The organism is Mycolicibacterium nivoides (assembly GCF_003855255.1).
Classification (GTDB): domain Bacteria; phylum Actinomycetota; class Actinomycetes; order Mycobacteriales; family Mycobacteriaceae; genus Mycobacterium; species Mycobacterium nivoides.
On record NZ_CP034072.1, the window covers coordinates 5956234 to 5982565 of the forward strand.

At 62.1% G+C, this 26332-nt stretch carries 23 protein-coding genes; 11 read left to right on the top strand and 12 right to left on the bottom strand.

Annotated features, from left to right (window positions below; translation table 11 throughout):
- Positions 1-14: 14 nt before the first annotated feature.
- From EH231_RS29120 to EH231_RS29140, 5 genes are all read left to right on the top strand, one after another.
- Entirely contained in the window at positions 15-1529 is a 1515-nt protein-coding gene (locus EH231_RS29120; RefSeq protein ID WP_124714414.1) for a long-chain-fatty-acid--CoA ligase, read from the top strand.
- Positions 1530-1800: 271 nt separating this feature from the next.
- The gene (locus EH231_RS29125; protein WP_124714415.1) at positions 1801-3093 is read left to right on the top strand and encodes a lipase family protein; all 1293 of its coding nucleotides are present in this window, start codon (positions 1801-1803) and stop codon (positions 3091-3093) included.
- A gap of 241 nt (positions 3094-3334) precedes the next feature.
- Complete coding sequence (locus tag EH231_RS29130) at positions 3335-4276, top strand: AraC family transcriptional regulator (RefSeq protein ID WP_090423886.1); 942 nt, start codon at positions 3335-3337, stop codon at positions 4274-4276.
- A gap of 95 nt (positions 4277-4371) precedes the next feature.
- Positions 4372-5202, top strand: a complete 831-nt coding sequence (locus tag EH231_RS29135; RefSeq protein ID WP_124713846.1) for an SDR family oxidoreductase — start codon at positions 4372-4374, stop codon at positions 5200-5202.
- Positions 5203-5248: 46 nt separating this feature from the next.
- Complete coding sequence (locus tag EH231_RS29140) at positions 5249-6463, top strand: acetyl-CoA C-acetyltransferase (protein WP_090423884.1); 1215 nt, start codon at positions 5249-5251, stop codon at positions 6461-6463.
- Positions 6464-7125: 662 nt separating this feature from the next.
- Here EH231_RS29140 and EH231_RS29145 read toward each other — a convergent pair.
- Complete coding sequence (locus tag EH231_RS29145; protein ID WP_124713847.1) at positions 7126-8280, bottom strand: uroporphyrinogen-III synthase; 1155 nt, start codon at positions 8278-8280, stop codon at positions 7126-7128.
- Between the two features lie 59 nt (positions 8281-8339).
- On the opposite strand from EH231_RS29145, the gene EH231_RS29150 reads away from it, so the two are divergent.
- A complete protein-coding gene (locus EH231_RS29150) occupies positions 8340-8636 on the top strand; it encodes an antibiotic biosynthesis monooxygenase family protein (protein WP_124713848.1) in 297 nt (98 codons plus the stop codon).
- 664 nt (positions 8637-9300) lie between these two features.
- Here EH231_RS29150 and EH231_RS29160 read toward each other — a convergent pair.
- From EH231_RS29160 to EH231_RS29175, 4 genes are all read right to left on the bottom strand, one after another.
- Positions 9301-10041 carry an SDR family NAD(P)-dependent oxidoreductase gene (locus EH231_RS29160; RefSeq protein ID WP_124713849.1) on the bottom strand — a complete coding sequence of 247 codons (741 nt, stop codon included), beginning with the start codon at positions 10039-10041 and terminating at the stop codon, positions 9301-9303.
- A gap of 141 nt (positions 10042-10182) precedes the next feature.
- Positions 10183-10602, bottom strand: a complete 420-nt coding sequence (locus tag EH231_RS29165; protein ID WP_124713850.1) for a Rid family hydrolase — start codon at positions 10600-10602, stop codon at positions 10183-10185.
- A gap of 271 nt (positions 10603-10873) precedes the next feature.
- Complete coding sequence (locus EH231_RS29170) at positions 10874-11836, bottom strand: GlxA family transcriptional regulator (RefSeq protein WP_124714416.1); 963 nt, start codon at positions 11834-11836, stop codon at positions 10874-10876.
- Between the two features lie 106 nt (positions 11837-11942).
- Positions 11943-12539 carry a TetR/AcrR family transcriptional regulator gene (locus EH231_RS29175; RefSeq protein ID WP_124713851.1) on the bottom strand — a complete coding sequence of 199 codons (597 nt, stop codon included), beginning with the start codon at positions 12537-12539 and terminating at the stop codon, positions 11943-11945.
- Positions 12540-12634: 95 nt separating this feature from the next.
- On the opposite strand from EH231_RS29175, the gene EH231_RS29180 reads away from it, so the two are divergent.
- Positions 12635-13489 (top strand): alpha/beta hydrolase, encoded by an 855-nt coding sequence (locus tag EH231_RS29180; RefSeq protein WP_124713852.1) that lies wholly within the window; start codon positions 12635-12637, stop codon positions 13487-13489.
- 85 nt (positions 13490-13574) lie between these two features.
- On the opposite strand, the gene EH231_RS29185 is transcribed toward EH231_RS29180, so the two are convergent.
- Positions 13575-14060 carry an Lrp/AsnC family transcriptional regulator gene (locus EH231_RS29185; protein WP_205868271.1) on the bottom strand — a complete coding sequence of 162 codons (486 nt, stop codon included), beginning with the start codon at positions 14058-14060 and terminating at the stop codon, positions 13575-13577.
- Positions 14061-14331: 271 nt separating this feature from the next.
- Here EH231_RS29185 and EH231_RS29190 point away from each other — a divergent pair, with 271 nt between their 5' ends.
- Genes EH231_RS29190 through EH231_RS29205 form a run of 4 tightly spaced genes read left to right on the top strand, consistent with a single transcriptional unit; the run spans position 14332 to position 18839 of the window.
- On the top strand, positions 14332-16683 hold the full coding sequence (locus tag EH231_RS29190; RefSeq protein ID WP_124713853.1) for a thiamine pyrophosphate-binding protein: 2352 nt from the start codon (positions 14332-14334) through the stop codon (positions 16681-16683).
- Positions 16680-17747 (top strand): 2-oxo acid dehydrogenase subunit E2, encoded by a 1068-nt coding sequence (locus EH231_RS29195; protein ID WP_124713854.1) that lies wholly within the window; start codon positions 16680-16682, stop codon positions 17745-17747. The genes EH231_RS29190 and EH231_RS29195 overlap by 4 nt, the downstream gene beginning before the upstream one ends.
- Positions 17744-18055, top strand: a complete 312-nt coding sequence (locus EH231_RS29200) for a hypothetical protein (protein WP_124713855.1) — start codon at positions 17744-17746, stop codon at positions 18053-18055. Before EH231_RS29195 ends, EH231_RS29200 begins: the two co-directional genes overlap by 4 nt.
- A 37-nt stretch (positions 18056-18092) precedes the next feature.
- A complete protein-coding gene (locus tag EH231_RS29205; RefSeq protein WP_124713856.1) occupies positions 18093-18839 on the top strand; it encodes an IclR family transcriptional regulator in 747 nt (248 codons plus the stop codon).
- Positions 18840-19417: 578 nt separating this feature from the next.
- Here the strand turns inward: EH231_RS29205 and EH231_RS29210 are convergent.
- From EH231_RS29210 to EH231_RS29235, 6 genes are all read right to left on the bottom strand, one after another.
- Positions 19418-20239 (bottom strand): SDR family oxidoreductase, encoded by an 822-nt coding sequence (locus EH231_RS29210; RefSeq protein ID WP_090423870.1) that lies wholly within the window; start codon positions 20237-20239, stop codon positions 19418-19420.
- A gap of 49 nt (positions 20240-20288) precedes the next feature.
- Positions 20289-21938, bottom strand: a complete 1650-nt coding sequence (locus EH231_RS29215) for a long-chain fatty acid--CoA ligase (protein WP_205868269.1) — start codon at positions 21936-21938, stop codon at positions 20289-20291.
- 65 nt (positions 21939-22003) lie between these two features.
- Positions 22004-23119, bottom strand: a complete 1116-nt coding sequence (locus EH231_RS29220) for a 3,4-dihydroxy-2-butanone-4-phosphate synthase (protein WP_124713857.1) — start codon at positions 23117-23119, stop codon at positions 22004-22006.
- Complete coding sequence (locus EH231_RS29225) at positions 23116-23637, bottom strand: flavin reductase family protein (RefSeq protein ID WP_124713858.1); 522 nt, start codon at positions 23635-23637, stop codon at positions 23116-23118. Before EH231_RS29225 ends, EH231_RS29220 begins: the two co-directional genes overlap by 4 nt.
- 25 nt (positions 23638-23662) lie before the next feature.
- On the bottom strand, positions 23663-24418 hold the full coding sequence (locus EH231_RS29230) for a creatininase family protein (RefSeq protein ID WP_090423867.1): 756 nt from the start codon (positions 24416-24418) through the stop codon (positions 23663-23665).
- A gap of 8 nt (positions 24419-24426) precedes the next feature.
- Entirely contained in the window at positions 24427-26274 is a 1848-nt protein-coding gene (locus EH231_RS29235; protein ID WP_241177828.1) for an AMP-dependent synthetase/ligase, read from the bottom strand.
- Positions 26275-26332 lie beyond the last annotated feature (58 nt).

The following is a 26332-nucleotide window of genomic DNA, read 5'->3' on the forward strand; positions in this document are numbered from 1 at the left end:
AGAGAATGCAACTCGTGCTCAACCTCTCTGTCATGCTCACCGACACCGCCCGGGAGCAACCCTCGACGACAGCGGTGCTCGAAGGTAGCCGCCAGATGACTTACCGCGAGGTCAACACCGCGGCCAACCAGATCGCAACGTTCTTGATCCGCCGCGGCGTGAACGCTGGTGATCGAGTCGCCATGAGTGTCCCGAATGTTCTCGAATTCCCCATCATCTATTACGGGATCCTGAAGGCGGGTGCAGTGGTCGTTCCGATGAACACCATGCTGAAACGCGCCGAAGTCGCTTACCACCTTCGTGATTCGGGTGCGTGCGCCTACTTCTTTGCCGGTGACTACCTGCCTGAGGACGCCTGGCGCGGCTTCGACGACGTGGCCACGTGCGAGTTTTCCATCGACATCAGTGACCTGGCAGAACTCTTCGGCGAGCGCTCTCGCGAGGATGTGATGGTCCCGACCGAAGCGACCGATACTGCGGTCATCCTGTACACCAGCGGCACCACAGGTAAGCCCAAAGGTGCCGAGCTCACACACGCCAACCTTGTCATGAATGCGCTGACATGCCACCGCCTCTTCGACATACTCGATGAGTCGCAGTTGGTGACACTCCCGCTGTTTCACTCTTTCGCCCAAACCGTCCAGCTGAACGCCGGCTTCAGTAGAGGTGGAACGCTGGTGCTGTTACCCCGATTCGATCCCGGCACCGCATTGGACCTGATCCGTGATCATCAGGTCACTGTGTTCGCCGGCGTGCCCACCATGTATTGGGCACTTCTGGGCGCGGCCGCCAACCGCGATGACATCACCGAACTCGGCAGGCAGCTCAAGGTGGCCATGTCCGGCGGCGCAGCGCTGCCGGTCGAGCTTCTCAAGCGATTCGAGACGGTCTTCGGTGTAGGGATCCGCGAGGGATACGGCTTGTCCGAGACGAGCCCGGTGGTGGCCTTCAATCGACTCGACCGGCCGAGTCGGCCGGGCTCCATCGGAATGCCGGTCTGGGGAGTCGAACTCGCGTTGCTCGGCACCGACGGCCAGCACTGCGGTGCTGGCGAACGCGGTGAGCTCGTCGTCCGCGGGCACAACGTCATGAAGGGGTACATCGGCCGACCTGACGCGACCGACGAGGCCATTGATTCCGGCGGCTGGTTCCACACCGGTGATATCGCCACTCGTGACGAGGACAACTTTTTCTACATCGTCGATCGCGCCAAAGATCTCATCGTGCGCGGTGGATTCAACGTCTACCCGCGCGAGGTCGAGGAGACCCTGATGACTCATTCCGATATCAGCCTCGCTGCGGTGGTGGGAATTCCGGATGAGCGCGTCGGTGAAGAGATCAAAGCGTTCGTTATCACGCGACCAGGCACGACGCTGACCGAATCGGAGGTTCTCGCATGGTGCCGTGCTCGCTTGGCCGTATACAAATGCCCACGCGTAGTTCAGTTTTGCCGCGAGCTTCCACTCAACGCCACGGGGAAGGTCCTCAAGCAACAGCTCAAAGACGCGAGCAGCGCCGCCATCGCCTAGTGGGGCATCGGTTCAACAGCCCTGCACTACAGCGCCGAGCGCCGCATTACTCGATCATGTCTGTCATCGCAGCAGAAGCTTTGGCCCCAGGGCGAGCGATGCGACTGCAGGCTGTTTCTTCTTCTCGAATTTCGTGACCCAGATCTCAATCGTCGGAGCAGCCAACATGACTCGTCTTACGCCTGAACGCACGGCCGCACAGCTTTCCAGATCCCAGTCCTTCGTGGTGTCAGATTCCGAGCACACTGGCGTGAAGCGTTGTCTTGCAAGCATGCTCGGGTTGGCCGTCACGGTCATCGTGCTCGCCGTCGGCGGATCGGCAATGCCGCCGCTCGTGCGCGCCGACGAAACTGGTTTTCTGCCGTTCTACACCCCCCCTAGTCCGCTTCCCCCCGGCCGGCCGGGCGATCTCATCCGCACCGAGCCGTCACGACTGGTGCTCGAACCGTCCGGGCAGCTGGGAGCGTTTGTCGGCACCGGAACCCGGATCATGTACCGCAGCACCGACGCCCAAGGGCAGGCCGTCGCGGTGACTGGCACCTATATCGAACCCGACGTCCCCTGGCCGGGCAGCGGCCCTCGACCGCTTCTCGCGTATGCGGTTATGGGCTTTGGCATGGGCGAGCAGTGTGCACCGTCGCGCATGTTCAATCAGGGCATCCACGCCTCTTTGCAGACGGGTTTCGATGTCATGTTCAACTTGGAGGAAGGATGGGTCGCGACCCTGCTGGCGCGTGGCTTCGCCATCGTCATCACTGACGGTGTGGGGATGGGTATCCATGACTCCAGATCTCCGCAGTTCCTCAACCGCAACGCCGGCGGAGCTGCACTCATCGACGCCGCACGCGCTGCCATGAAGTTGCCCGGCACGTCCCTGGACCCGCACGGACCGGTCGCCTTTTGGGGGTGGCTCGCAGGTGCACACGCGGCGCTGTCAGCGGCGGAACTAGCCGCAAACTACGGTCCGGAGTTGCACGTCGTCGGCACCTACGCTGCCGCGGCACCAACGGATATCGCGGCAGTCCTGCCCGCGATGGACGGCAACTTCCTGGCCGGCGTCCTCGGCTATGTCCTGCGAGGAATCATGTCGTCCTATCCTGCAACCGAGCAGCCCATCTGGGACGCGCTCACCCCGCGCGGAGTGGAGATGCTGACCAACACCGGACGTCAATGCCTCCTGCAGACCGGTATCGACTACATGTTTCGCCATATCCAGTTTTGGTTCAAACAAGACATCTTCGCCACCGCCGCCACAGAACCCTTCAAATCCCTGCTTTGGGCTCAACGGATCGGCAACGTCAAACCCACCGGCCCTGTCTATCTGACGCACAGCCGGTGGGACCCATTTGATCCGTACTCTGCCGTAGAACAAACCGCCGCCGACTGGTGCGCGATGGGCGCCGACGTAACCCTGTGGGCCAATGAACAGCCACCGCTGTTCAATAAACTGGACATCAATTCCATGCTGCCAGTCTTTGTCGACGGTGAGCGAAGCATGAGCTGGATCGCCGACCGGTTCAATGGGGCGCCCAGCTCTCCCAACTGCGGACAGATTCTGGCCTGACATGTGACGTTTGCCGCCATCCCGTTCCAAGCTCACCCGAGCACGTGATGGCCGCAGCGCAACCGCGCGAAAACAGTTTGCTGCGACGTTGGCCATACGCACAGCGAAAGGTACGCTGCGCGTATAGCCAAGACGTGGTCTAGGTCACATTTCTACAGTGAGTGCGGTGCCGTCAACCTGCCCAGCGTAGCCCGCTTGATTACCAAGCCAAGGCCCCACAACGAGGAAGCGACGTTCCGACATGGGTTACATCGTGCATACTCTCAGCACCCAGGATCTGGGCGCTAAGGAACGCAGCGACTGGTGGCGAGACCGCGTATCAGAGATTCACTGTCCGATGTCGTTCGCGCTGGCCGACGACTACTGCGGGCGGATCGAATATCAGCAGTCAGGCCGCTATCGACTGGTCCGCTGGTGGGGTGACACTGAAGCACTCACCCGAGATTCCACCCAGATCCGGCGATCTCCGCATGAATCTTACGAGTTGCTCATCCCAGTCCATGGCCACCTTCAGCTTGCCCAAGGTGACTGCGACATCGTGGCCGTTCCACACACGATGACCCTGACCTCGCTCGATGCCGCCATGGATATGCGACACGGCGACAACGTTTCGGCGGTCGCTCTTGTCATTCCACGAGATCACCTCGACTCTCGACTGGCCCGGCCGACCAACGATCGCCCGGTCTCTCTTGATGCGAGGCGTGGGCTCGGCCGTATCGTCGTCGATCAGCTACGTACGGTCCGTGGCGAGCGCGATCAGCTGGACAGCTTCCAGTTCGACGCAGTCATGGACCGGATCGTCGACCTCATCGCCATCGCCTACAACGATCTCAGCGCACCGCTGGACAGCGTTCCCAGCGACGCATTAGTGGATTCAATCCGCCGCTACGTGCGTAGCAACGCCCACGATCAGGCACTGACCGGCACAGGCATTGCCGCGGGCCTGGGTTGGTCATTGCGCCACATTCAGAACCAGCTGCAACGCGTGGGCACGACACCCTCGGATCTGATCCGCGAGGAGCGGCTCGCGCTCGCTCGACTGCGTCTCCAAGATCCCGGTTGGCGGGCACAGAGCATCACCCAGATCGCCTTCTCTTCGGGATTCGGCGACCTGAGCACCTTCAGCAACGCCTATCACCGTAGCTTCGGCGAACGGCCATCAGACACGCGCGCATCTCGCTGAGATTCACCGCCAAAATCCGTTAACTGCCGCGCGCACAACAACTTCCGTGCGCAAGACTCCAAGCCGTACGCCCGATCGTCTCTTAGCGTCGAAGCATGGAACTTGAGACCCACCCCCTCGCCGGTCACGACACCCTGTTCTCTGTGAGCGGCCGCACGGCCGTAGTAACCGGAGGATCCCGAGGAATCGGCGCCATGATCGCCCGCGGGCTGGTTACCGATGGAGCGGACGTTATCGTCACGAGCCGAAAAGTCGAACAATGCCGCGCCACAGCCCACCAGATCAACAGCGAGGCAGAGACTCTCGGTAGCTCAGGTCGCTGCAGCTACATCAGTGCCGATCTAGCAACGCCGACCGGCGTCGAACATCTCGTCAAATCGGTCAACGATCGCCACGAGCACATCGACATCCTGGTCAACAATGCCGGCACCACGTGGGGAGCACCCCTGGAGGACTATCCAATCGCCGGTTGGAGCAAGGTCCTCAACACCAACCTTGTCTCCCCATTCGGCATCATCGTCGGACTACTCCCGCTGCTTCGCACTGGCGCCAGCCCACAGCGTCCCGCCCGAATCATCAACATCGGCAGCGTCGACGGGCTGGTCGCACCGCGGTGGGAAAACTATTCCTACAGCGCCAGCAAGGCGGGCTTGCATATGCTCACCCGCCATCTCGCCGGCCGCCTGGCACCCGACAGCATCACAGTCAACGCCATCGCCCCTGGCCCGTTCCTCACCGACATGCTCAGCCACGTCGCCGCCGACCCCGCGCAGGAAGACGAACTGCTCAACACTGTCCCCCTAGGACGCTACGGCCAAGCCGACGACATCGTCGGCGCAGTCAGATTCCTCTCCTCAACAGCCGGTGCGTTCGTCACCGCAGCCGTACTTCCGGTCGACGGGGGATTCAGCGGCGCCACGAACTGAATCTCTCATCCGACAACACCACCAACAACACCACAGGAGTACCCCCATGCCCGAAGCCGTCATCGTCTCCACTGCGCGAACCCCGATCGGCCGCGCAGTCAAAGGGTCTCTCAAAGACCTTCGCGCCGACGACCTCGCCGCACACGCCGTGCTCGCCGCACTGGCCAAAGTTCCCGAACTCGATCCGAACCAGATCGATGACCTGATGCTCGGTGTAGGCCAACCTGCGGGCGAATCCGGAAACAACCTGGGGCGAGCGGTAGCTGTCTTGGCGGGCCTCGACCACCTTCCTGGTGTCACCGTCAATCGGTACTGTTCAAGCAGCTTGCAGACAACTCGTATGGCGCTGCACGCCATCCGGTCTGGCGAAGGTGACGTGTTCGTCTCTGCTGGCGTGGAGACCGTCAGCCGATACTTCAACGGCGCCTCGGACAACCCCGAAGGGCAGAATCCCATCTTTGCCGAAGCGCAGTCCCGCACCGCCGCGCGGGCAAAAGACAACCACGGCTGGACTGATCCACGAGCCGAAGGGCGGCTACCAGATCTCTACATCGCGATGGGGCAAACCGCCGAGAACGTAGCCGACCTCAAAAGAGTCAGCCGTGCCGATCAGGACGCCTTCGCTGTGCGCAGCCAGAATCGCGCCGAAGCGGCCACCCAGTACGGTTTTTGGGGCCGCGACATCGCTCCCGTGCGTCTACCCGATGGGAGCTATGTGAGCACCGACGACTGTCCGCGGACCGATGTCACCATCGAAGCCGTCTCCGCGCTGCCACCCGTTTTCAGGACAAATGGAACCGTAACCGCCGGCAACAGCTGCCCACTCAACGACGGTGCGGCCGCACTCGTGGTGATGTCTGACTCCAGGGCAGCCGAACTCGGCATCACCCCACTCGCGCGCATCGTCAGCACGGGCGTCACCGGATTGTCACCAGAAATCATGGGGCTCGGGCCTGTCGAGGCGAGCAAGCAGGCATTGCAGCGAGCCAACCTTGACATCGGCGACATCGACCTGGTCGAGATCAACGAGGCTTTCGCAGCCCAAGTCATCCCTTCCATGCGAGAGCTAGGCGCGGACGAAGACAAGGTCAACATCAACGGCGGCGCCATCGCACTCGGCCATCCGTTCGGCATGACCGGGGCCCGGATCACCAGCACGCTGATCAACTCGATGATGTTCCATGACAAGCAATTCGGACTAGAAACCATGTGCGTCGGAGGTGGCCAAGGGATGGCGATGATTCTCGAACGCCTGTCGTAACAGGCGCCAGGTTGGTGGCGACACCAAACTCAGCGATCCATCCGACGTCACTCCTCGGATTGTGGCTCTCACACCCCGCGTTGCCCAGCGCAGTGTCGTCATCAAGCCACCTACCGAAAACCCGTACACCGCATCCAAGCACGACTCGCCGCACAACCCCGCTCAACTCATAAGTCGGGTGATGGCGTCCCAGTACGTCTGGCGCTCCTCAGCACGCACGCTCGGGGCGAATGCGACGACTACGGTCATCACCTGGCGCATGCTGTGATCTGCCGCGTATATCTGAGCCGCACCACTTGTGCGAAATGAGAGAACTTGCATGCGCTCGGTGGTGATCGACTGAACGCATCCGATCGTCGGACAGTCCACGGCACTGGTGTCCACTGGCCGTCCCGGCTGCAACCCGCTGCGCTTCAGTGCCTCAACAACATCACGTGCTATGTGAGAGCTACTAGCCGAACCAGACCATGGGGATTCAGTGCGCGGAGCAATGGGCGCCCCACAGGCGGAGCCAAGTACCGCGCAAACTGCTCCCAAGCTCACGTAAAGAGCGACACACGAAACTCGGGAGCGCATCAACTCGATCAAACGAATCTGGCGAGGATACGCCTGACCCATAACGATCCTCCCCCGCCGAGGCACCATCGATTCTGGTTCACGTGTCAGCGTTGCCCTAGGCGAGACTCGACGAGCTTGACGAGGGCACCGAGCCGATATCGGCAAGGCACGATTACGGGAATTCTCCAGGGTGCCAACGCATCTGCTGCCACAGGTCCCACGCACGCGACCACAATGTCGCCCTGTAGCGCATCAACGACGACAGATTCGCGATGGGTGACTGCGGCGGCGCGCATCAGCGATGCCGCAGCAGGCGCGGAGGTGAAGGTGAGCGCATCGAGGGCATGAGCGACGACCAGATCGAGAAGCTCATCAAGCCGGGCCGGCGATTCAGGTCCATCGACGCGGTAGATCGAGGCGACAACCACCTCAGCACCCCGCTCGCGCAGGACCTGGGCTGCGTGATCCAGCGACTGGCCATGCTCCTGCAAGACGATTCGCTTACCTGACAGGTCTCGGCGGCTAAGGTAGGCCAAGACATCCGCAAAGCACTCGCTCTGCGGCGACCAGTCGACGTGCACTCCACGCCCAACCAGTGCACCGGCCGACTTTGGTCCCCGAGCCAGCACCTCGGCGCCGGAGGCGATTCGGACCAAGTCGCGACCCAGTCCCCACGAGTCGGCGGAGTCGAACCAGGAGTTGATGCCGGTGCCGGTTGTCGCCAGAAACAGATCCACAGGTCGGCACACAACGGCCTGAGTGGTGCGGCGGAGCTCCCGCTGGTCGATCATCGATGGGACAAGTGAAAGTGCGGGCGCCCACATGGTATCCGCGCCGCGTCGCTGGAACATCTCGATCTGTTCTCGGGCCTTCCGTGCCGCAGTCACCCCGATCCGGCGACCTTCAAGGGGGAGCCCAGCGCGGGGCGAATTGTCTTGTCGCAGCTGTGGCGCCGTCACGTTCCTGCCGACCGCGTGGACATTCATGAACGAGCCATCTGGCGATTGGTCGATGGCGATCAAGAGCTTTGACCTTTCCTGCGCTTGCGAAGAAACGTGCCACTTCATAGTCGTCGGCGCTTTCGTACGTTGCCAGCGGTGATCGTGCCAATCTGCATCAGGTTGCTGCCATCGCGTTATCCGCTGCGCGGCATAGCTTTTGGCACAGAAAGCATGGAAAGTCACAAAGCTCAGGAGTTGAACCTTCAGTAATATTGATTGTTGTCGGTGAACAGCATTAGACCGGGTGCGGTCGCTCACCGAAGATCGGTGGCTCTGCTCAGTGACCGCCACTAACAAGTGATGACACAAGGAGATTGATGTCTGTAGTCAAGATCAATGCCCTGCACGTTCCGGCAGGCCAGGGTGCTGAATTAGAAGAGCGCTTTGCTGCACGGGCGCGCATGGTCGACGGCGAACCCGGGTTCGAAGGTTTCACCTTGTTGCGCCCGGTCAAAGGTGACGATCGGTACTTCGTGATGACGATCTGGGAGAGTCAGGAGTCCTTTGATGCCTGGCGGGCGAAGACAGCTGACCACGGTCCGGTCGCCGACGGACGCAAACCGGTGGCCACCGGGGCCGACCTGCTCGAGTTCGAGGTAGTCGACCTGCCCTGAAGGCCGTCAGGACGAAGAGCCTCCACGGAGGTACTGCATCGGTGGAGGCTCTTCGGCGCTATCGGCCGGCCCCCGTGTCCTCGGTTCCGATTCGAGGCGACCGGTTGCGGTGAGATCGACTTGGAACAGATCCCTGCCGCGGCGCTCGCAATGCCGTTCGACCTGGTACGCCACGACCTGCTCATGGACCTCAAACCTGTCGAACCCGAGCGCATCCACTCGATCGTCGACGAACTGTTCCTACCCCTCGTTCGCCCAGACACGAGGAACCGTCGGCGCGGCAGAGAATCTGGCAAATCACTTGAAAATTAACCAGTTTCAATCTTCCCGTAAAGGACCAGACATCAGCGACAGTGCGAACCCGACAACGCAACGTCTTCAGTCGACCGGGAGCCCCTACGTTCGAGGCGACCCCCGTTCCAGTGGTGTCGGCCTGGGCGGTTGAGGATGTCGGGGTGATGTCCCGGGGCCGTTCGAGCAGCTTGCCCTTGTGGAACAACGCGCCGGCGCGGACCGGCGCGACAAGTTACCGCATTCGCAGGTTTATGCGAACCAGCAGCGCTGTTCGCGGGCCATGCGAGGCCAGTGGTCGCCCGAGGCGCCTCGCTCCTGCGGCAAGGCACCCTGGATCACGGCTCCACGTGTGACAGGTGGCCCCGCGCGTTCAGGCGTTCATGCCGCCGTCAACGGTAATGCCCGTGCCGGTGATATTCCGGGCAGCTGGGCTCGCCAGAAATCCAACTGCCGATGCGATGTCGACCACATTTGAAAAACGTCCGAGCGCCATGAGTTCCTTCAACCCGTCGGCACCCACACCGTCTGCAGGATTCATATCGGTATCCGTCGGTCCCGGATGGACGAGGTTGACGGTGATATCGCGCGGTCCGAGTTCGCGTGCCAGGCCGCGAGTGAAGGAGAGCAACGCAGATTTCGACATCGAATAGACCGTTGCGTAGTCTATCGCGACCCGCTCAGCCAGGCAGGAGCCCAGTGAGACGATTCGGCCTCCATCGGGTAGATAGGTAATCGCAGCCTGTGAAGCTAGCACGACAGAGCGAATGTTCACTGCGATCATGCGATCGATCTGCTCAAGTGTCGTCTCGGCCAGCGGCGCCGAATGCAACACACCAGCGTTGTTGACCAAGATGTCCAATCCGCCTAATTGCGAGACAGTTTCACCGATCGACCAGGTGACCGCGGCTGCGTCTGCACTATCAGCTTGGATCGCCGCGGCCCGTCTCCCGAGCGACCGGATCTTGTCAGTGACAGTCGCCGCAGAATCAGCCGACCGCTGGTACGTGATGGCCACATCGGCGCCACGCGTGGCCAGCTCCACGGCGATGGCTGCCCCGATGCCTCGCGCGGCGCCGGTTACCAGAGCCCGCTTTCCAGTCAGATCCGACATCGTTTCCTCTCGAACGATTGATGTTTGTCTGACCAGAGTCCCCTCCCACCAAACAACACACGAGTGGCGTAATTGACAGTTTCCAAGAGGATTTGGCCACCTTTCCGATCCTGGATCATCTTGCGTAAGAACCAGGTGCGCTCAGGATCCGTCGGGATACGCTGCGGTAGCCCGAATTTCGACAAGCAGGCCGGGGCTCGCGAGCCCGCTGACGCCGATCAGTGACCAAGTCGGGTAAGGAGGCTTGATCAGGCGGGACTTCGCCTTGGTAAAGCCGGACAGGTATTGGTGGATGTCGACGTGGTAGCTGGTGACATCGACGAGCGCAGACAGATCGAGCCCTTCCAGGCGGAGAATCTCCTGCAGCTTCCGAATGGCAATCTCGGTCTGTTCCTCAATGTCGTCAGGGATGGTGCTGTCGGGGCGCCGACCGATGGTGCCAGCAATGAATAGGTGCCCGCGTGAGCGCACCGCCGCGGAGTAGCCAAAGCTCGCGAAAGCGCTCACGGTCTTGCCGAAGATCTCGGAGTCTTCGGGGATCTCAACAGTGTGGATGGTCATTGCGGTTTTCCTTTCGGTGAAAAGAATTGCCTCCCAACCCTGGTCGGCGTCGGATATGGACAGCAGCCTGCGGGTGTCGACAGTGGTTCCAATGCACACCGCAGCTGCGAAACGCTATATGCAGATGAAGAGCCGCTGCCCTTCCGCGCCCGTTTGGAGTGTCCGCTAAGCCGATAGCGGCGGAATCAGCCGGCAACGAACACAGCACACATCATGTTTGTCGTGTTGTGCTCCCAGTCGGATCAACTTCTGGGTCGCTAGGTTCGACCGTTCAGACTGCAGTCGCTGTGGCGTAGTCACACGAGAAGGCTTGACGGTATGCGGTTGGAGTTGTAGCCAGGCTGCGACGAAAGTGGAGGCGAAGATTGGCTGCCGACCCCAACCCGGAATCCTGAGCGACACGGTCGATCGAATAGTCTGTGGTCTCAAGCAATTCGCGTGCAGCTGTAACGCGTGCGTTGACTAGCCACTGCAACGGAGTCGTCCCTGTTTCGTCGGTGAAGCGACGCATGAAGGTCCGCACCGACATCCGGGCGTGCTGCGCCATCTCTGCGACGGTGATTGTCTCGGCGAGATGGTCCAATATCCACGCACGCGTGGCGGCCAACGAAGTATCCCCGACAATCGCTACCGCCGCGGGAACATACTGTGCCTGTCCCCCGTCGCGATGAGGTGGGGCAACCAACGCGCGAGCTATCCGATTCGCGGTCGCGGCACCAAGATCCCGCATCACCATGTACAAGCACATGTCGATCCCGCAGCACATTCCGGCAGAAGTCAGGACATCACCGTTGTCGACATAGAGGACATCCCGATCGATTTGCACCGATGGAAACAGCGCCTCGAACTCCCCAAGATGCTGCCAATGCGTGGTGGCTCGTCGACCATCGAGGACGCCAGCGGCCGCCAACGCGAACGCCCCAGTGCAAATTGACGCCACCCGGGCACCTCGCGCCGCACTCTCTGCTAGAGCGTCGAGCACTGGGGCAGGAACAGGCCGATCCACCGGCTGATATCCCGGGACGATCACGGTATCGGCCTCACCCACTGCATCAAGACCGTGGCCGACCGCCAGGGCCAGGCCCGACGCAGTATTGACGCAATCCGACATCCCGCAGACTCTCAAGTCATACGGGACATCACGGTCGATCGTGAAAACATCGACTGGAATCGCAATGTCCAATGCCGTGACACCGTCAAGGGCCACAACTGCAATACGGTGCGTTTTCTCCATCACTGACTGACACTGACCTACCAGCACCCGCATGAACAGTGGCCATTCTGCCCAATATCGTGAGGATCCGGCCATTCTGTTGGCGGAGGCGAGGCTGCTTGCTTGCTCAAGGCCCCTCACGTGTGTGTGGAGCGCATCGGCCCTTGCTCATGCGCAGGATCAAGGCGACCGCATCCTCCGAATGGGCCCCTGGAGTCAGAACTGCCTCCAAGAGCAGGCCACGAATCGCGGCAACGGCGACGGTGGCCATGCTCAGCGCTTCCTTGGAGTCGTGTCCTTCGCGTTCGGCGAGCGAGGCCAACATCGCGGTCAGGTCGTCAAGTGAGTCGATGAACTCACGAAAGTCCCCCGGGCTGTACGCGGCGAGTCCTACGACGTGGAAGAAGCCGCGTACACGCGACAGCTGCTCCGGATGGGTGTAGGCGCGCCAGATCGCCACGACGAGGTCGGCAAAGGTGCCCTGCTGGGCCGTCTTGAAAAACACCTCGTTGTCACGAGATCGCTGCACCTTGAGCATGGCCGCCAAGACGCCCGAGAGCGACCCGAAGTGGTATCGCAGGAGGGCGTGGCTGGTCTCGGCCCGGGCGGCGACCTCACGCAGCGACATCTCCGGCGAGGGAAGTGCCTCATCGAAGGCGTCGAGAAGCCGAGCCAGGAGACGCTCGCGTGCGTCGCCTTTGCGTTCCGCGGTTGACAGGATCACTCACACAGTTTATCCATTGGATAACAGTTATCCAATGGATAAGATTCGCCGATGGCGTCGTGCTGCGAAGCCGGCCGAGTTGTGAAGGACCGTTGATGAGCTCCATGTGGCAAGGCTGTCTCGCCGACACCGACTATTTCGAGATTCGTTCCAGCGGTGGGCATGACTACGGCGTCTGGGTCACCACGCCACCCGGCTACGACCCCGCCACGGCGCCGGCGCCTGTCGTGTATGTGCTCGACGGCAACTTTGCCGTGGGCCTGACGGCTCCGCTCATCGTGACCCAGATGGACCCCATGCAACGGATCAAGCCCTACATCCAAGTCAGCGTCGGGTATGCGGGCGAGGAAGCACAGGACTGGGATCGGCTGCGCAACAGAGACTTCGTGCCACCCGGCGAGCCCATCGCCAAGGAGCTCATCGATGCCGTGGAGATGGGATTGCAAGCGGGCATGAGGACACGCGAGGAAGCCGACGCCTACCTCGCCGAATTGCGCGACACCCACGCCGATGTGTTCCTGAGTTTCCTTACCGCGGAACTGCACCCGCGGATCGAACGCGACTATGGCACAGCCGCGAGCGGTCACGGCCTTTTCGGCTACTCCTACGGCGGACTCTTCAGCCTCTACGCCTGGCTCACCGGCAGCACGCTCTTTGAGAGCGTCGGAGCGGGCAGCCCCGGCGTCATCGCTGAAGACAGTCAGGTCTTCGCCCAGCTCCACGAGCTGGGCGACAGCCGGCGTGCCGCCAAGCTTCACGTAACGTTCAACGACCGAGAGCTTCTCGGAGACCTGGCCGTCTACCAAAGCCTCGCGAAGAACACGGCCACCGTCCTTCACCGCCTCACTTCACACAGCGGAGCGGTCACCAGCGAGATCCTGCACGAAACGCACGTTACGGGCCTGCAGGCATCGTTCCTCAGTTACCTCAGGACCTGCCGCCCCATGTGAGCGCAAGCCGCCTCCCCTCTTCGCCGGACGCAAAAACCGCTGCCACAGACAGCAACTGAGCAACCACCGAATCGAGGCAACGCGATCATTTCGTTTCCTCAACCAGCTTTTCCAGAAGCGGTGTCAGCCTGAAGTCGACGAGCTTGCGCATGACCAGCGAGGTGTTGGTCTGCTCGACACCGTCGATATCGAGTATCCGGCCGGCCACCCGGTAAAGATCGTCCGCCTCACGGGCGACCACGTGAATCAACAGATCGGTAGCACCGCCGAGTCCCTGCACTTCGACGACTTCGGGAACCTGCTCCAGCGCTCGGGCGATGGCAGCGAGCTTGCGCTGCGTGACGCGCGTCAGGATGAACGCCGTCAACGGGTAACCCAGTGTGGCGGGATCGATGCGTCTCTCGAACGAGCGTAGGACGCCTAATCGTTCCAACTTGTTGATGCGTGCCTGGACAGTGTTGCGCGAGAGCCGGGTCTTGTCGGCCAATGCGAGCACGGTGGCCCGAGGGTCATCGTTGAGAGCCTTGAGGATCCGAGCATCCAAAGCGTCGACTCTGGTTTGCGTAGTCAAAATGACAACCTCCAACTGAATGCCCGAACATCGACATCAGCAAAATGCTCAGTCGATCCACTTGAACTTGTCCAAAGTGTAGTTCGATGCTCGACTAGACAGCGAGTTCTGCACCCCGACGGAGCTCTGAAGACCGCGTCACCCCGGTCGGCAGCGCCTGCGCTCTCACTCGAGCCCGCTTGCTGCGACGCGCCTTCGCCGTGTTCACGACCTGAGCACGGCGAAGGCCAGTCACCCCACAATCTGGAACTCGCATGCAAGGAAACCACTGATGGATCGCTCGCAATCAGTCGAAGCACGGCCTCGTGTCGCCGACACGTCAGCAGACGTCACCCTCCGCGAGATCGAGGACCGCGTGTTGTGGCTATCGACGTCGATCATCCACCACGCCAACCGTGTTCGGCCCAACCCGACCGGCCTGAAGGTGGGAGGCCATCAGGCGTCGTGCGCCTCCATGACCTCGATCATGACGTCGCTGTGGTTCGAACAGCTTCAACCAGGCGATCGGGTGTCGGTGAAGCCGCATGCCTCGCCCGTGCTGCACAGCATCAATTACCTGTTGGGCGAACTCGATCAGAAGTACATGACCACTTTGCGTGAGTTCGGTGGTCTGCAGTCCTACCCGAGCCGATCGAAAGACCCTGATCCCGTTGATTATTCGACAGGATCTGTGGGGATTGGGGCAACTGCGCCAATATGGGGCACGATCGCGCGCCGCTACGTCGACACACAGATCGGCGCCGCGGGCAAAGGTCGCCAGTACTCGCTGGTGGGCGACGCCGAACTCGACGAGGGAGCGGTCTGGGAAGCCATTTTGGACAACTCCGTCGCCGAACTCGGAGAGATCGTCTGGATCGTCGACCTCAACCGCCAGTCCCTCGACCGGGTCGTGCCGAACATCGCCGCCGGACGGCTGGAGGCGATGTTCTCGGCCGCCGGATGGCAAGTGATCAACGTGAAGTTCGGCGCCCAGCTTGAGACATTGTTTGGCCACAGCGGCGGGGCCGCGCTGCGCACCCGCATCCTCGAGATGCCCAACCCCGAGTACCAGCGCCTACTACGCTGCTCAGCCGAAGAGCTGCGGGAGAGGCTGCCCGGCAACGGAATAGGGGCCGACCAGATCTCGACGCTGATCCGCGACCTGGATGAGAACACGTTGCTGGCCGCGATCCGCAATCTGGGCGGCCACGACCTCGGCGCACTGCGCGCCGCCTACGCCCAAATCGATGACACCCGTCCGACAGTGATCATCGCCTACACCATCAAAGGTCACCGGCTGCCCACCCAGGGCCATCCCCAGAACCATTCGTCACTGCTCACCATCGAGCAGTACGAGCAGTTCGCCACGGAACTCGGTATGGACCCGACCAGTCCTTGGCAGCGTTTCGACACCGATAGTGCGCCCGGAGCGCTCTGCGCCACGACTGCCGAGAGACTGCGGCGCGAGCCGGTGACACTGTCGCCTCCGCCAGCAGTGCCCGTTGACACTGGTCGCACTCCCTCGGGTACATCGTCTACCCAGGCGGCCCTGGGCCGGGTGCTGCTCGACCTCAGCCGGCAAGCTCCGGACGCGGCCAAGCGTGTGGTGACAGTGAGCCCCGACGTCAGCTCAACGACCAACTTGGCCGGTTGGCTCAACAAGGTTGGCGTGTGGTCACCCAATGAACGTCGGAACTGGTTCGACGACGACCCCGAGACGATCATGCACTGGCGGGAGAGACCAACCGGACAGCACATGGAACTCGGTATCGCCGAGACCAATCTTGTCGGCCTGATCGGTGAGCTCGGCGCGACGTGGAGCCGGTGGGGCGAACCCCTCTTCCCGATCGGCGTGGTCTACGACCCATTCGTGGAACGTGCCTTGGAACCGTGGTCCTACGGCATTTACGCAGGCGGACAGTCGATTCTGGTCGGGACACCCTCGGGTGTGTCGCTCGCGGCCGAGGGCGGCGCACATCAGTCCATCAAGACACCGTCGATCGGCCTTGAGCAACCTGGTTGCATCAGTTACGAGCCGGCATTTGCCATCGATGTCGAGTGGACGTTGCTGTCATGCATCGGTCTGTTGGGTCGGCCGGATGGCTCGTCGTCGTATGTGCGACTTTCCACGCGCCCCGTGGACCAGACTTTGGCATCGGTTCCCGACGACGCCGCAGCCCGAGAACGCCGGAGAAAACAAGTGGTCGCCGGTGCGTACATCCTGCGACGAGCCGGTGGCACACCGCAGGTCACTGTGGTCGCAATGGGAGCGATGATCACCGAATCCCTGCGGGCGGCCGACCGGCTCGCCGAGGAAGGCATCGATACCGACGTCATCTGCGTGACCAGCCCCGGCCTGCTGTTCGACGGGCTACGAGCTCGCCGCGGGCTTTCCGAGAGCCCCAGCTGGATCCTCGACCAGGTCTTCCCGGCCGAACGAGCGGCCCCTATGGTCACCGTGCTCGATGGACACCCACATACGTTGGCGTTTCTCACCGGTATCAACAATGTGGCGGGAGCCGCTCTAGGAGTGAGCCGATTCGGACAGGTCGGCTCGCTCGACGATGTCTACCGGTATCACGGCATCGACACCGACAGCATCGTCAGCGCAGCACTCGACCTGGCCGAACGGAGCGTGAAATGAACTCCGCCACAAGCATTACCAACGTGAAACTGCCCGCCCTTGGCGAAGCGGTCACCGAGGCCACCATCACCCGATGGCTCAAAGCAGTAGGCGATGAAGTCCAGCATGACGAACCCCTGCTCGAGGTCGCCACCGACAAGGTCGATACCGAAGTCTGCTCCCCCGCAGCCGGGATCCTGGCTCAGATCATCGAACCGGAGGACGCCGTGGTCGAGATCGGCTCGGTCATCGCGGTGATCAGCGCTGCCGACGCTGCGCCCGCCGAGGAAACGGCCAGTGAGCCAGAGAGCGTTCCAGAGTTCGCCGAGCCGGAACCGGAACCTCAACCTGAACCGGTTGAATCAGCAACGGAGCGAGTCGAGAAGCTCTCGCGGATCCGGCGCACAATTGCTCAGCGCATGCTGGCATCGCTGCAGACATCGGCGCAGTTGACGACGGTAGTCGAAGTCGACCTGACCAATGTCGCGCTGGTGCGCAACCGCAACAAAGCCGAATTCGAGGCCCGCACCGGCCAGAAGCTGTCCTACCTGCCGTTTGTCGTCGGCGCTGCCGTGGAAGGCCTTGCGGCACACCCGGTGATCAACTCTTCATTGAACGCCGACTGCACCGAGGTCACCTATCACAGTGCCGTCCATCTAGGTGTTGCGGTAGATAGTGATAAGGGTCTGATGGTGCCGGTGATCCGCGACGCCGAGTCAATGACGTTGGCCGGCTTGGCAGCAGCCATCGCGACATCAGCCCTGGCGGTGAGATCGGGGACGGTACGGCCTGACAATCTGGCGGGAGGAACTTTCACGATCACCAACACCGGAAGCCGCGGCGCGCTGTTCGACACCCCGATCATCAATCAACCCCAATCAGCCATCCTTGGTGTCGGGACGGTGGTCGAACGACTGGTTCCTGGGCGCGACGAGCTTGGCAACCTTGTGGTGAAGACCAGTTCGATGGCCTATCTGTCGCTGTCCTACGACCATCGGATCATCGACGGCGCCGACGCCGCACGCTATCTCGGCACAGTGCGCCATCGCTTGGAGCGCGGCTTCGACGATGCGGACCTTCGATGATCAAGGAACCGCCAAAAACGGGACGGCCTATAAATGTCAACTCGCACACGCCTACTGAATACACTCGCATGCTCTCGTTTGTGGCTCGATGGGCACCGTTCGATCACGGCGACGAGTACATCCTGCCGGAGTTCGGCATCGCACCGTCGACCTTCTATCATCGAGTGCTGGCGCTCATTCGGGAAGCACCGCCACGGGCGATGCGCGAATCCGATCGAGAGCGTGTGATCGGTATCTGTTTGGCGAAACTCGCCGCTCTCGGCCTTTCCGACCAAACTCGTGCGACCAATAACCCGCAGAGCTCTTGACCACCGAGACCGAATTCCCTCTCCTACGCAGGGCCGCATGGTGCTGAACACGATCGACCGCACCGGGAAGGTGCTCGATCTCTTCACGGCTGAGACACCAGAGTGGGGTGTGACGGCGGTGGCCGCGAGGCTGCAGCTGGCGAAGTCGACGACCTTCGACATCATGTCCAGTCTTGCAGCGATTGGTCTGCTGCAACAGACTTCAGGCGACCGCTATCGACTCGGCTGGCGTGTTCTGCTCTTCAGTGGCCGGCTCATGAGTTCCAGCTGTTTCAATGCCGATACAAATCGGCGTGTGGCAGCGCTCTCCCACCAGCTCTCAGCTGTGGTGACCGTCGGCGCGTGGGATGGTCGAGGCGTCGTCTGCATCACCAATGCATCCGCGGATCGGACGGATCCGATAGTCACTCGCGGAGTTCATATTTCCGGTCACACTTCGGCACTCGGGAAGCTGCTCATGGCGCAGCTACCTTGGCCCACGGTTGAAGAACTCATCGACCGCAACGGATTGCCGAGGCTCACGGAGAACTCAGTGGTTGACGTGAATATCCTTCATGCACAGCTCATCTCCGCCCGACGCGACGACGTCGCGATAGAGCACGGTGAAACCATCCCGGACCGGTCATGTATTGCCGTAGGCATCCATCAGCGTGACCACCGGGCGATAGCGGCGTTATCCATCAGCGCGCCAACGGAACGCCTTCTGGGCCGAAGAGAAGAGTACTCTCGCATCGCCCGGCGGACAGCGCGTAGCCTCGTCCAGAACGCGGTTCCGCCGCACTGAACCCGCAAAGCCGGCTGACCAATCCCGTTGTGCGCGAGTGAGCCGCGAGCCTGCTTGTCAGCAAGGCAAGGTGGCTCTCGCCGCACACGGTGTAGCGGTGTGGGTCGGCCGGGCGAAGGAGGTTGCCAGCTCCTTCGGTGCCGTTGACCGAGTCACCGTGGCCGACGGCAGATCGTCGGTACGCGCCAAGCTGATTCCCGTGACGTCACTTCCATGGGTGAAACACGTCGCACCCATCGTTACCGCCGCCGCTACGCCCATCACCGCTGACAGCGCCTTGACGCGTCCAATAGTGCTGGCTCCCATAATGTTCTCCCATCGAACGTGACGGCCGGCCGACATGCCAGAAGGCCGACAACAGTGATAGGGACCACACTGCCAACGGAACGTGATGTACGTCATTGGCTGTCCGACTATTTCGGATGAGCTTCTTCTTCGCGTATACGGGCAACGGCTAGCCGGATTCCTCTGCACCCCAATATGTCTGACCAACAGCGTCGACCCGGTCCGATGCCCGCGCAACAGCGAGATCCCCGTTTGGCCTGCTGGATTGACTGGTGTAGAGCCCTTCGCTGTAGCTAGCCGTCACTCGGTGCTGAGGCACCGTCGCTCAGGGACCGCTGCAGGCGACGCATTCTCGCAATCCACCCGTCATAGTCCGCGCCCTTGCCGCGGAACATACCCAGAACCTCCGGGTGGGGTAGAACCATGAATCGCTCCGCGCGTACGGCGCCGATCGTCTCCGCCGCGACCTCCGCTGCGCTGATGACGCTGCCGGACTTGATGATCGACTGTGCGCCGATCCGACGCGACAGGCCTGAGGAGGAGCGCACTGCGGCGAGGAGGGGCGTGTCGACTCCGAGTGGACACACACAGCTCACGCCTATTCCCTCCTCGCCGTGGGTGATTGCAAGCCATTCAGCGAATCCGATCGCGGCGTGTTTGGTGACCGCGTACCCCGCCGCGCCCAGTTGCGTCAGCAGGCCGGCCGCGGATGCTACCGACACGAAGTAGCCGCTGCCGCGGCTGCGCCATGCCGGTAACAGCAGGCCGGCGGCATTGACATGAGCGCGCAGGTTGATCGCAAGGACCTTGTCCCAGTCGGCGGATTCACCGAGGCCTGCAGCTCCCACGATGCCAGCATTGGCGACGAAGATGTCCACGGGCCCGAAGTGCCGTTCGGCCTCAGCGATCAAGCTTGTCACGCCGTCAACGGTGGATGCATCCGCCCGGATGCTCGTCGCCGCGTCACCGATGCTCCTGGCCGCTTCGGCAGCGTCACGCCCGTCGAGGTCGCCGATGACGACCTGTGCTCCATTCCTGGCGAGTTCGACGGCCAGTGCCCGGCCGATTCCTGATCCACCGCCGGTGACGACAGCAACCTTGTTCTCGATCTGCATTCTGATCCCATCCCCGTCGGTTTGATGTGACCGCAGTGGCGATGTCGATCTAGCGGGGCAGCACGGTGACGGGAATCTCGCCGGCGTGGTATCGCTGCCGCATCAGCTTCTTGTCGTACTTGCCGACGCCGGTGCGCGCGATAGAGCCGACCACGGCCCACCGCTCAGGCAGCCACCATCGCTGCACGCGCTCCTCAAGCCAAGCCTTCAGATCTTCGACCCGCGCGGCAGAGCCGGGGCGCAAGGTCACCAATGCGAGTGGTCGTTCGTCCCAACGGGTGTCAGGTACGCCGATCACAGCAGCTTCGACCACATCGGGATGACCGATCAGAGTGGTTTCGAGGTGCACGGAGCTGATCCATTCGCCACCGGATTTGATGACGTCTTTGGCTCGGTCGGTGAGCGTCAGGTATCCGTCTGCGCTGATGTGTCCGATGTCGCCGGTGTGGAGCCAGAGTTGTCCGTCCGAGTCGGTGGAGAAGCTCTCGGCGTCGATGCCGCCGTGGTAGCCGCCAGTGATCCAGGGGCCACGCACCTGTACTTCGCCAACCGATCGGCCGTCGCGGGGCTGAACAGTGCCCGTCTCGTCGACGATGCGTCCTTTGGCACCGAACAGGAATCGGCCCGTGCTGTTGAGCTTTCGCTGCTGATCGGTCGTCGCCGCGTTGCCTGGGACGTCGGCGATCGTCACGATGGGGCTGGTTTCGGTCATGCCCCACGCTTGGACCAGCGGAACCGCGAATTCATCGCGATACGCGGCGACAAGGGACGCCGGGACCGCTGCGCCGCCACACAGCACTCGCCGCAACGAGTCGATTCGATGGCCAGGATTGTCGCGCAGCCACAGCAACATGTCGTTGAAAACCGTAGGGACGCCGCCAGACAACGTGGCGCCGTGTTTGGCGATCATATCGACGAGCGTGTCGGGCTTGAGGTGGCGGTCCGGCAGTATCAGTGTTGCGCCGGCCATCAGCGACGCATACGGAATGCCCCACGCGTTGACGTGAAACATCGGGACTATGGGAAGCACCCGGTCACGGGAGGAGATTCCCGCCACGTTGGCCGTGCAGACGGCAAGGGCGTGCAGATAGACCGACCGATGACTGTAGACCACGCCTTTGGGATCCCCGGTGGTTCCGCTGGTGTAACACATCGCGGCTGCGCTGTGTTCGTCGAGCACTGGCCACGCGAACGTGGTCGGTTGGCTGTTCACGAGTTGCTCATAGGCGATCACGTTGGGCACCAGACGTGATACCTCGGCCAGCTGTGCGTCGGTCGGGTCACCGGCGATTACCAGCGCCGCCAGCTCCGGCATCAGCGGTAACGCTGGGAGCAACGTGTCGAGCAAACTGGCATCAACGATGATGATCTTGTCCCCGGCATGGGAGGCGATATAGCCGAGTTGCTCAGGCGTGAGCCGAATGTTGAGTGTGTGCAGGACCGCGCCAGAACAGGGCACGGCGAGGTATGCCTCGAGGTGCCGCTGGTTGTTCCACATGAAGGTCGCAACCCGGTCACCGGCTTCGATTCCGAAGCCAGCCAATCCGTTGGCCAGTTGAGCTGCGCGCGTGGCAATCTCAGAGAATGTGGCGGCTTGTACGACGGCGTTGGCACCTGCATAGGTGAGGACCTCTGAATCACCGAAGGTGCCGTCGATTCCGTCTAGGATCGCGGTGAGCGTCAGCGGTACGTTCTGCATGGTGGCATGGATGTCCATGGATACGGTCTCTCCGATTGTCTATCGCGCTCAAGAAGCGTGAGGTGTCAGGGGGCAGCGGCGGAGAGCGTGCACGGCTCCGAGGTCGCGGCAGGCCCAGAGACGACCAGCTCGCACACGGACTTCAGCTGTGCATGTTGCACGTAGTCGGCCAAAGTCACTGTCGTGAAACCGAGCTCGATCAGCATCGCGGTGATGCAACCTGCGACCAACTCTGGCTGCGGCACCGAGAACCTCGGCGCTGAGGTGATAGGTGGCCGCACGTACACGATGACTCCGCCGTGTGCGGCGATGCGTTCGTGACACCTCTCAAACTCGACTCTGCATTCGCAGCCAGAGGCTAGAAGTGGGTCACCATGGACACATTCCGTGATGACATACACGGGTGGATCGATATCAGGTACGGAGGTGCCGATGAAAACCGTATGCCGAGCGCCCGTCAGCTGGTCTTCAAAGTCGACTGCTCTGAGCGCCCGGCCTGCCAGCTGGTCCAGTCGGTTCTGAACCAGCGTGACCCGTTTGCGACGTCCATCACCGTGGAAAAGGCGGTGGTGCACGACGCTGTCGATGTGCACCACCGGCAAGCGATGGTTCTGAGCGAACAGACTGACTGCGGGTTCCCGCAGTAGTTCGCCGTCCTCCCCTAGGAGGGCAGCGGTCAGTCCTACCGGTGGCAGCCCCGCTATGTCGCAAAGATCCACCGTCGCCTCTGCGCTCCCCCGGCGCTTGAGCACCCCGCAGCCTGCAACCTTCACTGGGAGAACGTGACCGGGCCGCACCAGATCAGTTGGCCGGGAGCTGTCGCTTGCCAGAACGCGCGCAGTGCGGGCGCGGTCGGTCGCGCTGATGCCGGTACCGATACCGGATGCGGCGTCTACCGCGACCGCAAACGTGGGAGCTTCCACATTTGAGTCATCGTCACGGGCCATGGTCGGCAGATCCAGTTCCTCTGCTCGACGTGCGGGCAGCGCCGCACAAATCAGCCCCGAGGTGAACCTCACCAGCCATGCCGTCCAATGCGGTGTGGCATGAGCGGCCGCGATCACTACGTCGGCGACGACCTGGTCATCGGTGCCGTTGACAACCAGAACCGGAGACCCGGCGCGCAGAGCCGTAACGGCGCGCTCGATCGCTAGCCGAGATTCACAGCTGCGCGCCGTCATGAGTCGTGTCCGACCGCGAACGTTCGAAATCGGCTGTCGTGAAAGAGAAGCGGAGATGCGTCGATGTCCGTCGCAGCGGCCTTGACTTCGAGAATGACCACATCATGGTCACCGGCGGAAACGGTCGTGGAAATCTCGCAGTCGAGTTGGGCCACCGCGTCTGACAGCAGCACCGCGTCGGATTCGGTCACGAACCATGGCACTCCGGCAAATCGATCCACATTCTTCGCCGCAATCTGCCGACACGTGGCTTCTTGCCGCGATTCCAGGACCGAGACGCCTAGATGGCGTCCGTTTGCCAGATGCGGCCAGGTAGTCGACGTGTGCTGCACGCAGATCGACACCAACGCCGGATCGATGGATACCGGGGTGAACGAGGTGGCAACAATCCCGACCGGTTGTCCATCACGCAGTGCGCACACCGCCGCGACGCCAGTTGGATAACGACCGTAAAGCCTGCGCAGTTGCGCCATATCCCGGTCGGAGTTCCCAGTAGAAACGGGATCGAGGGTAGTCATCGCTTGCACTCCGTTCTCGTGGATGTCACGCGCCCCGGGCGCGGGCGTAGTCGGCAATCAGGGAGGTGACCGCGTCGAGGCACGCCTTCCCGATCCGCTCCGAGGCGCCTTCTGGGTCACCCAGAATGCCGTTGGCGGAGACTGCTCCGATTCCGTCTTGAAATGCCCGATCGAGTAGCTGCTGGTCCACCTTGCCGGTGTAGCCTCGGGCGAACCGGTCGATGCGGACCTTCTGTGGGTGAAGGGCCAGCATCACCGATGTCTCTGCGATGTCAGCGTGCCCTCCCACGTTGGCGCCCAAAGATGCCACGCTGTCCGCCGCCCGTTGCCACGCGTTCAAGATGGCCTCGGTATCGGAGAAGATGATGACGGTCAGCGGCGCGAGTGCCGCCGTGAGTCGCTCCTCGAAGTCACGCATCACGGGATGGTTCCCGATATGCCCGGAGAACATGACGATTCGTTCGAAGCCATCCTTGTCGAGGTGTCGACAGTAGTCTTCGCACAGCGATTCCAGCGTGGACGCGCGAAGCGACAGGGTGCCGGTGAATCCGAGGTGGTGCGGTGAGTACCCCACCCGTACGGTCGGCAGAACCAGCGCGCCCCCGAGATGGCGCGCGACCCGCACCGCGAGCTCGTCAGCATGATCGGCATCCATCGACAGCGGCAAGTGCCCACCGTGCTGTTCGATCGCTCCCAGCGGGAGAACTGCTGTGCGTGCTCCCTCCGAGATCGCCGCGCTGATCTCGGCGCTTGTCATGAACTCGACCCGAACCTCGTTCATCCATTCACCTACTTCAGATCGCCGCCGGCGAACCGCGCCTGGCGGGCGATCTCCCCCTGCTCACCGGCGTCGTACATCTCATCGACAAGGTCGCGGAAAGACGCGAGGATTGCCGAGCGCCGTATGGTGCCCTTGAGAGTCAACTCGCCGTCCGCGGCCGAGAGCGGCCGCGGTAGGACGCGGAACTTCTTCAATTGCAGCGGCCTTGAGAGCTCAGAATTGACTTCGTCGATCCATGTGGCAAGCGCGGCATCTCGGTCAGTCGTGAGCAGCGTCCGCGTCTCCGCACTCACGCCGACCAGTACGGTCAGATACTTGCGTCCTTCACCGACGACAATCGCCTCATCAATGAGTGGGCTGGCCTTGAGTCGGAGCTCGATCGGCTGAGGGCTGACAGTTTTTCCGCCGCTGGTCTTGAGGACATCTTTGATTCTGCCGATGATCCGCACTTCCCCATCGGAGTCCACCTCCACCAGATCGCCTGTGCGATACCAGCCGTGGTCCATCGCAGCGGCCGTCGCCTCAGAGTCGTCGAGGTAACCGCTGAAGAGGCAGGGGCTGCGCAGCTGCAGCTCCCCCTCTCCAGACACGCGCGCCTTCCACCGTGGGTCGGGCATGGTTTTCCCGATTGTTCCGGGCGGCGGGAATGCGCGATCCCACTGGGCAAGAACCGATCCGCAGGTTTCTGTCGTTCCGTAAAGCTCACGAAGGTCGAGTCCCCACATCTGCCACAGCGCTGTCACCTCGGGGGACATGCTGCCTGAGGCAGTCCAGGCGACCCTGATGCGGTCCATGCCAACTTTTGCGCGCAGGGGAAGGAACACCCGACGGAGGCACACGTTGTACAGATAGTTGAAATACCACGGGGCGTCCTGATCTCTCCAGCGCATCTCGCTTACTTTGCGAGCAATCCGCATCGCTATCGCGTACCGCAGTCGGAAGGCGGCGCCAGACTCCGAAAGCTGCTGTAACACCTCGCCGGCCAACTTCTCGTGCATTCGTGGTGGCCACAGGACCGCTGTCGGTCGCACGCCGACGAGCGCGTCCAGACGTTGATCCATGGTGCAGTAGGTAATGACGAGGCGAGTCATGATCGGGGTGAATACGCCGATCAGCGCGGGTGCAACATGCGAGAGGCCGAGAAATGCAACGAGGTCGTGCCTGATTCTACCGACCTCTGGGTACGACATGACGAAGGCGAGCACCGAGTACTGCAGGGTGCGGTGCGTGTGGATCACACCTTTCGGCGCACCGGTCGATCCCGACGTGTAGAACAGTGCTGCGGGCTGATCGATATCGCCCTCCTCAACCAGCGTCGCAAACAGCTCGGGTTCGGTCACCCCGCGGGATCGACCGCGATGGCGCAGTTCTCCCCAGTGCACCGCGCGCACAGAATCCGAAAAGCCCTGCGGTTTGGTGTCGAACCCGATCGTTGCACGCAGTCGTGGCAGCTCGGCCGATACCGCGGCAACTTTCGCGACATCTGCCACGTTCTCCGCGAAAACGACTGTGGCCTCGGAACTCTCCAGTGCCTGTTTGACTTCGGCGACCGAGCTCGTGGGGTACACGCCCACGGGAACACCGCCGAGACTGAGTATCGCCAGTGCGGCCACGACCCACTCGTGGCGAGTAGACGACACGATGGCTACCCGGTCGCCTGGCACGGCACCCAGATCATGCAGACCGAGCGCAACCTCCCGGACCTGCTCAAGATATTCGCTCCACGTGGTCGGGTGGGCTGCCCCGTTCCTCCAGCTGCAATACGCGATCACGTCGGGTTCACGCTCAGCGCGGTCGCAGAGCATCTGAGCGAAAGTTCGATTTACGGCATCGAACTCCGTCAGGGTGCCCAACACCGGCACCTCCGCACATCCCGTCGACGACGAGGTCGCTGCCCGTGTGTTCTGCCTCTTC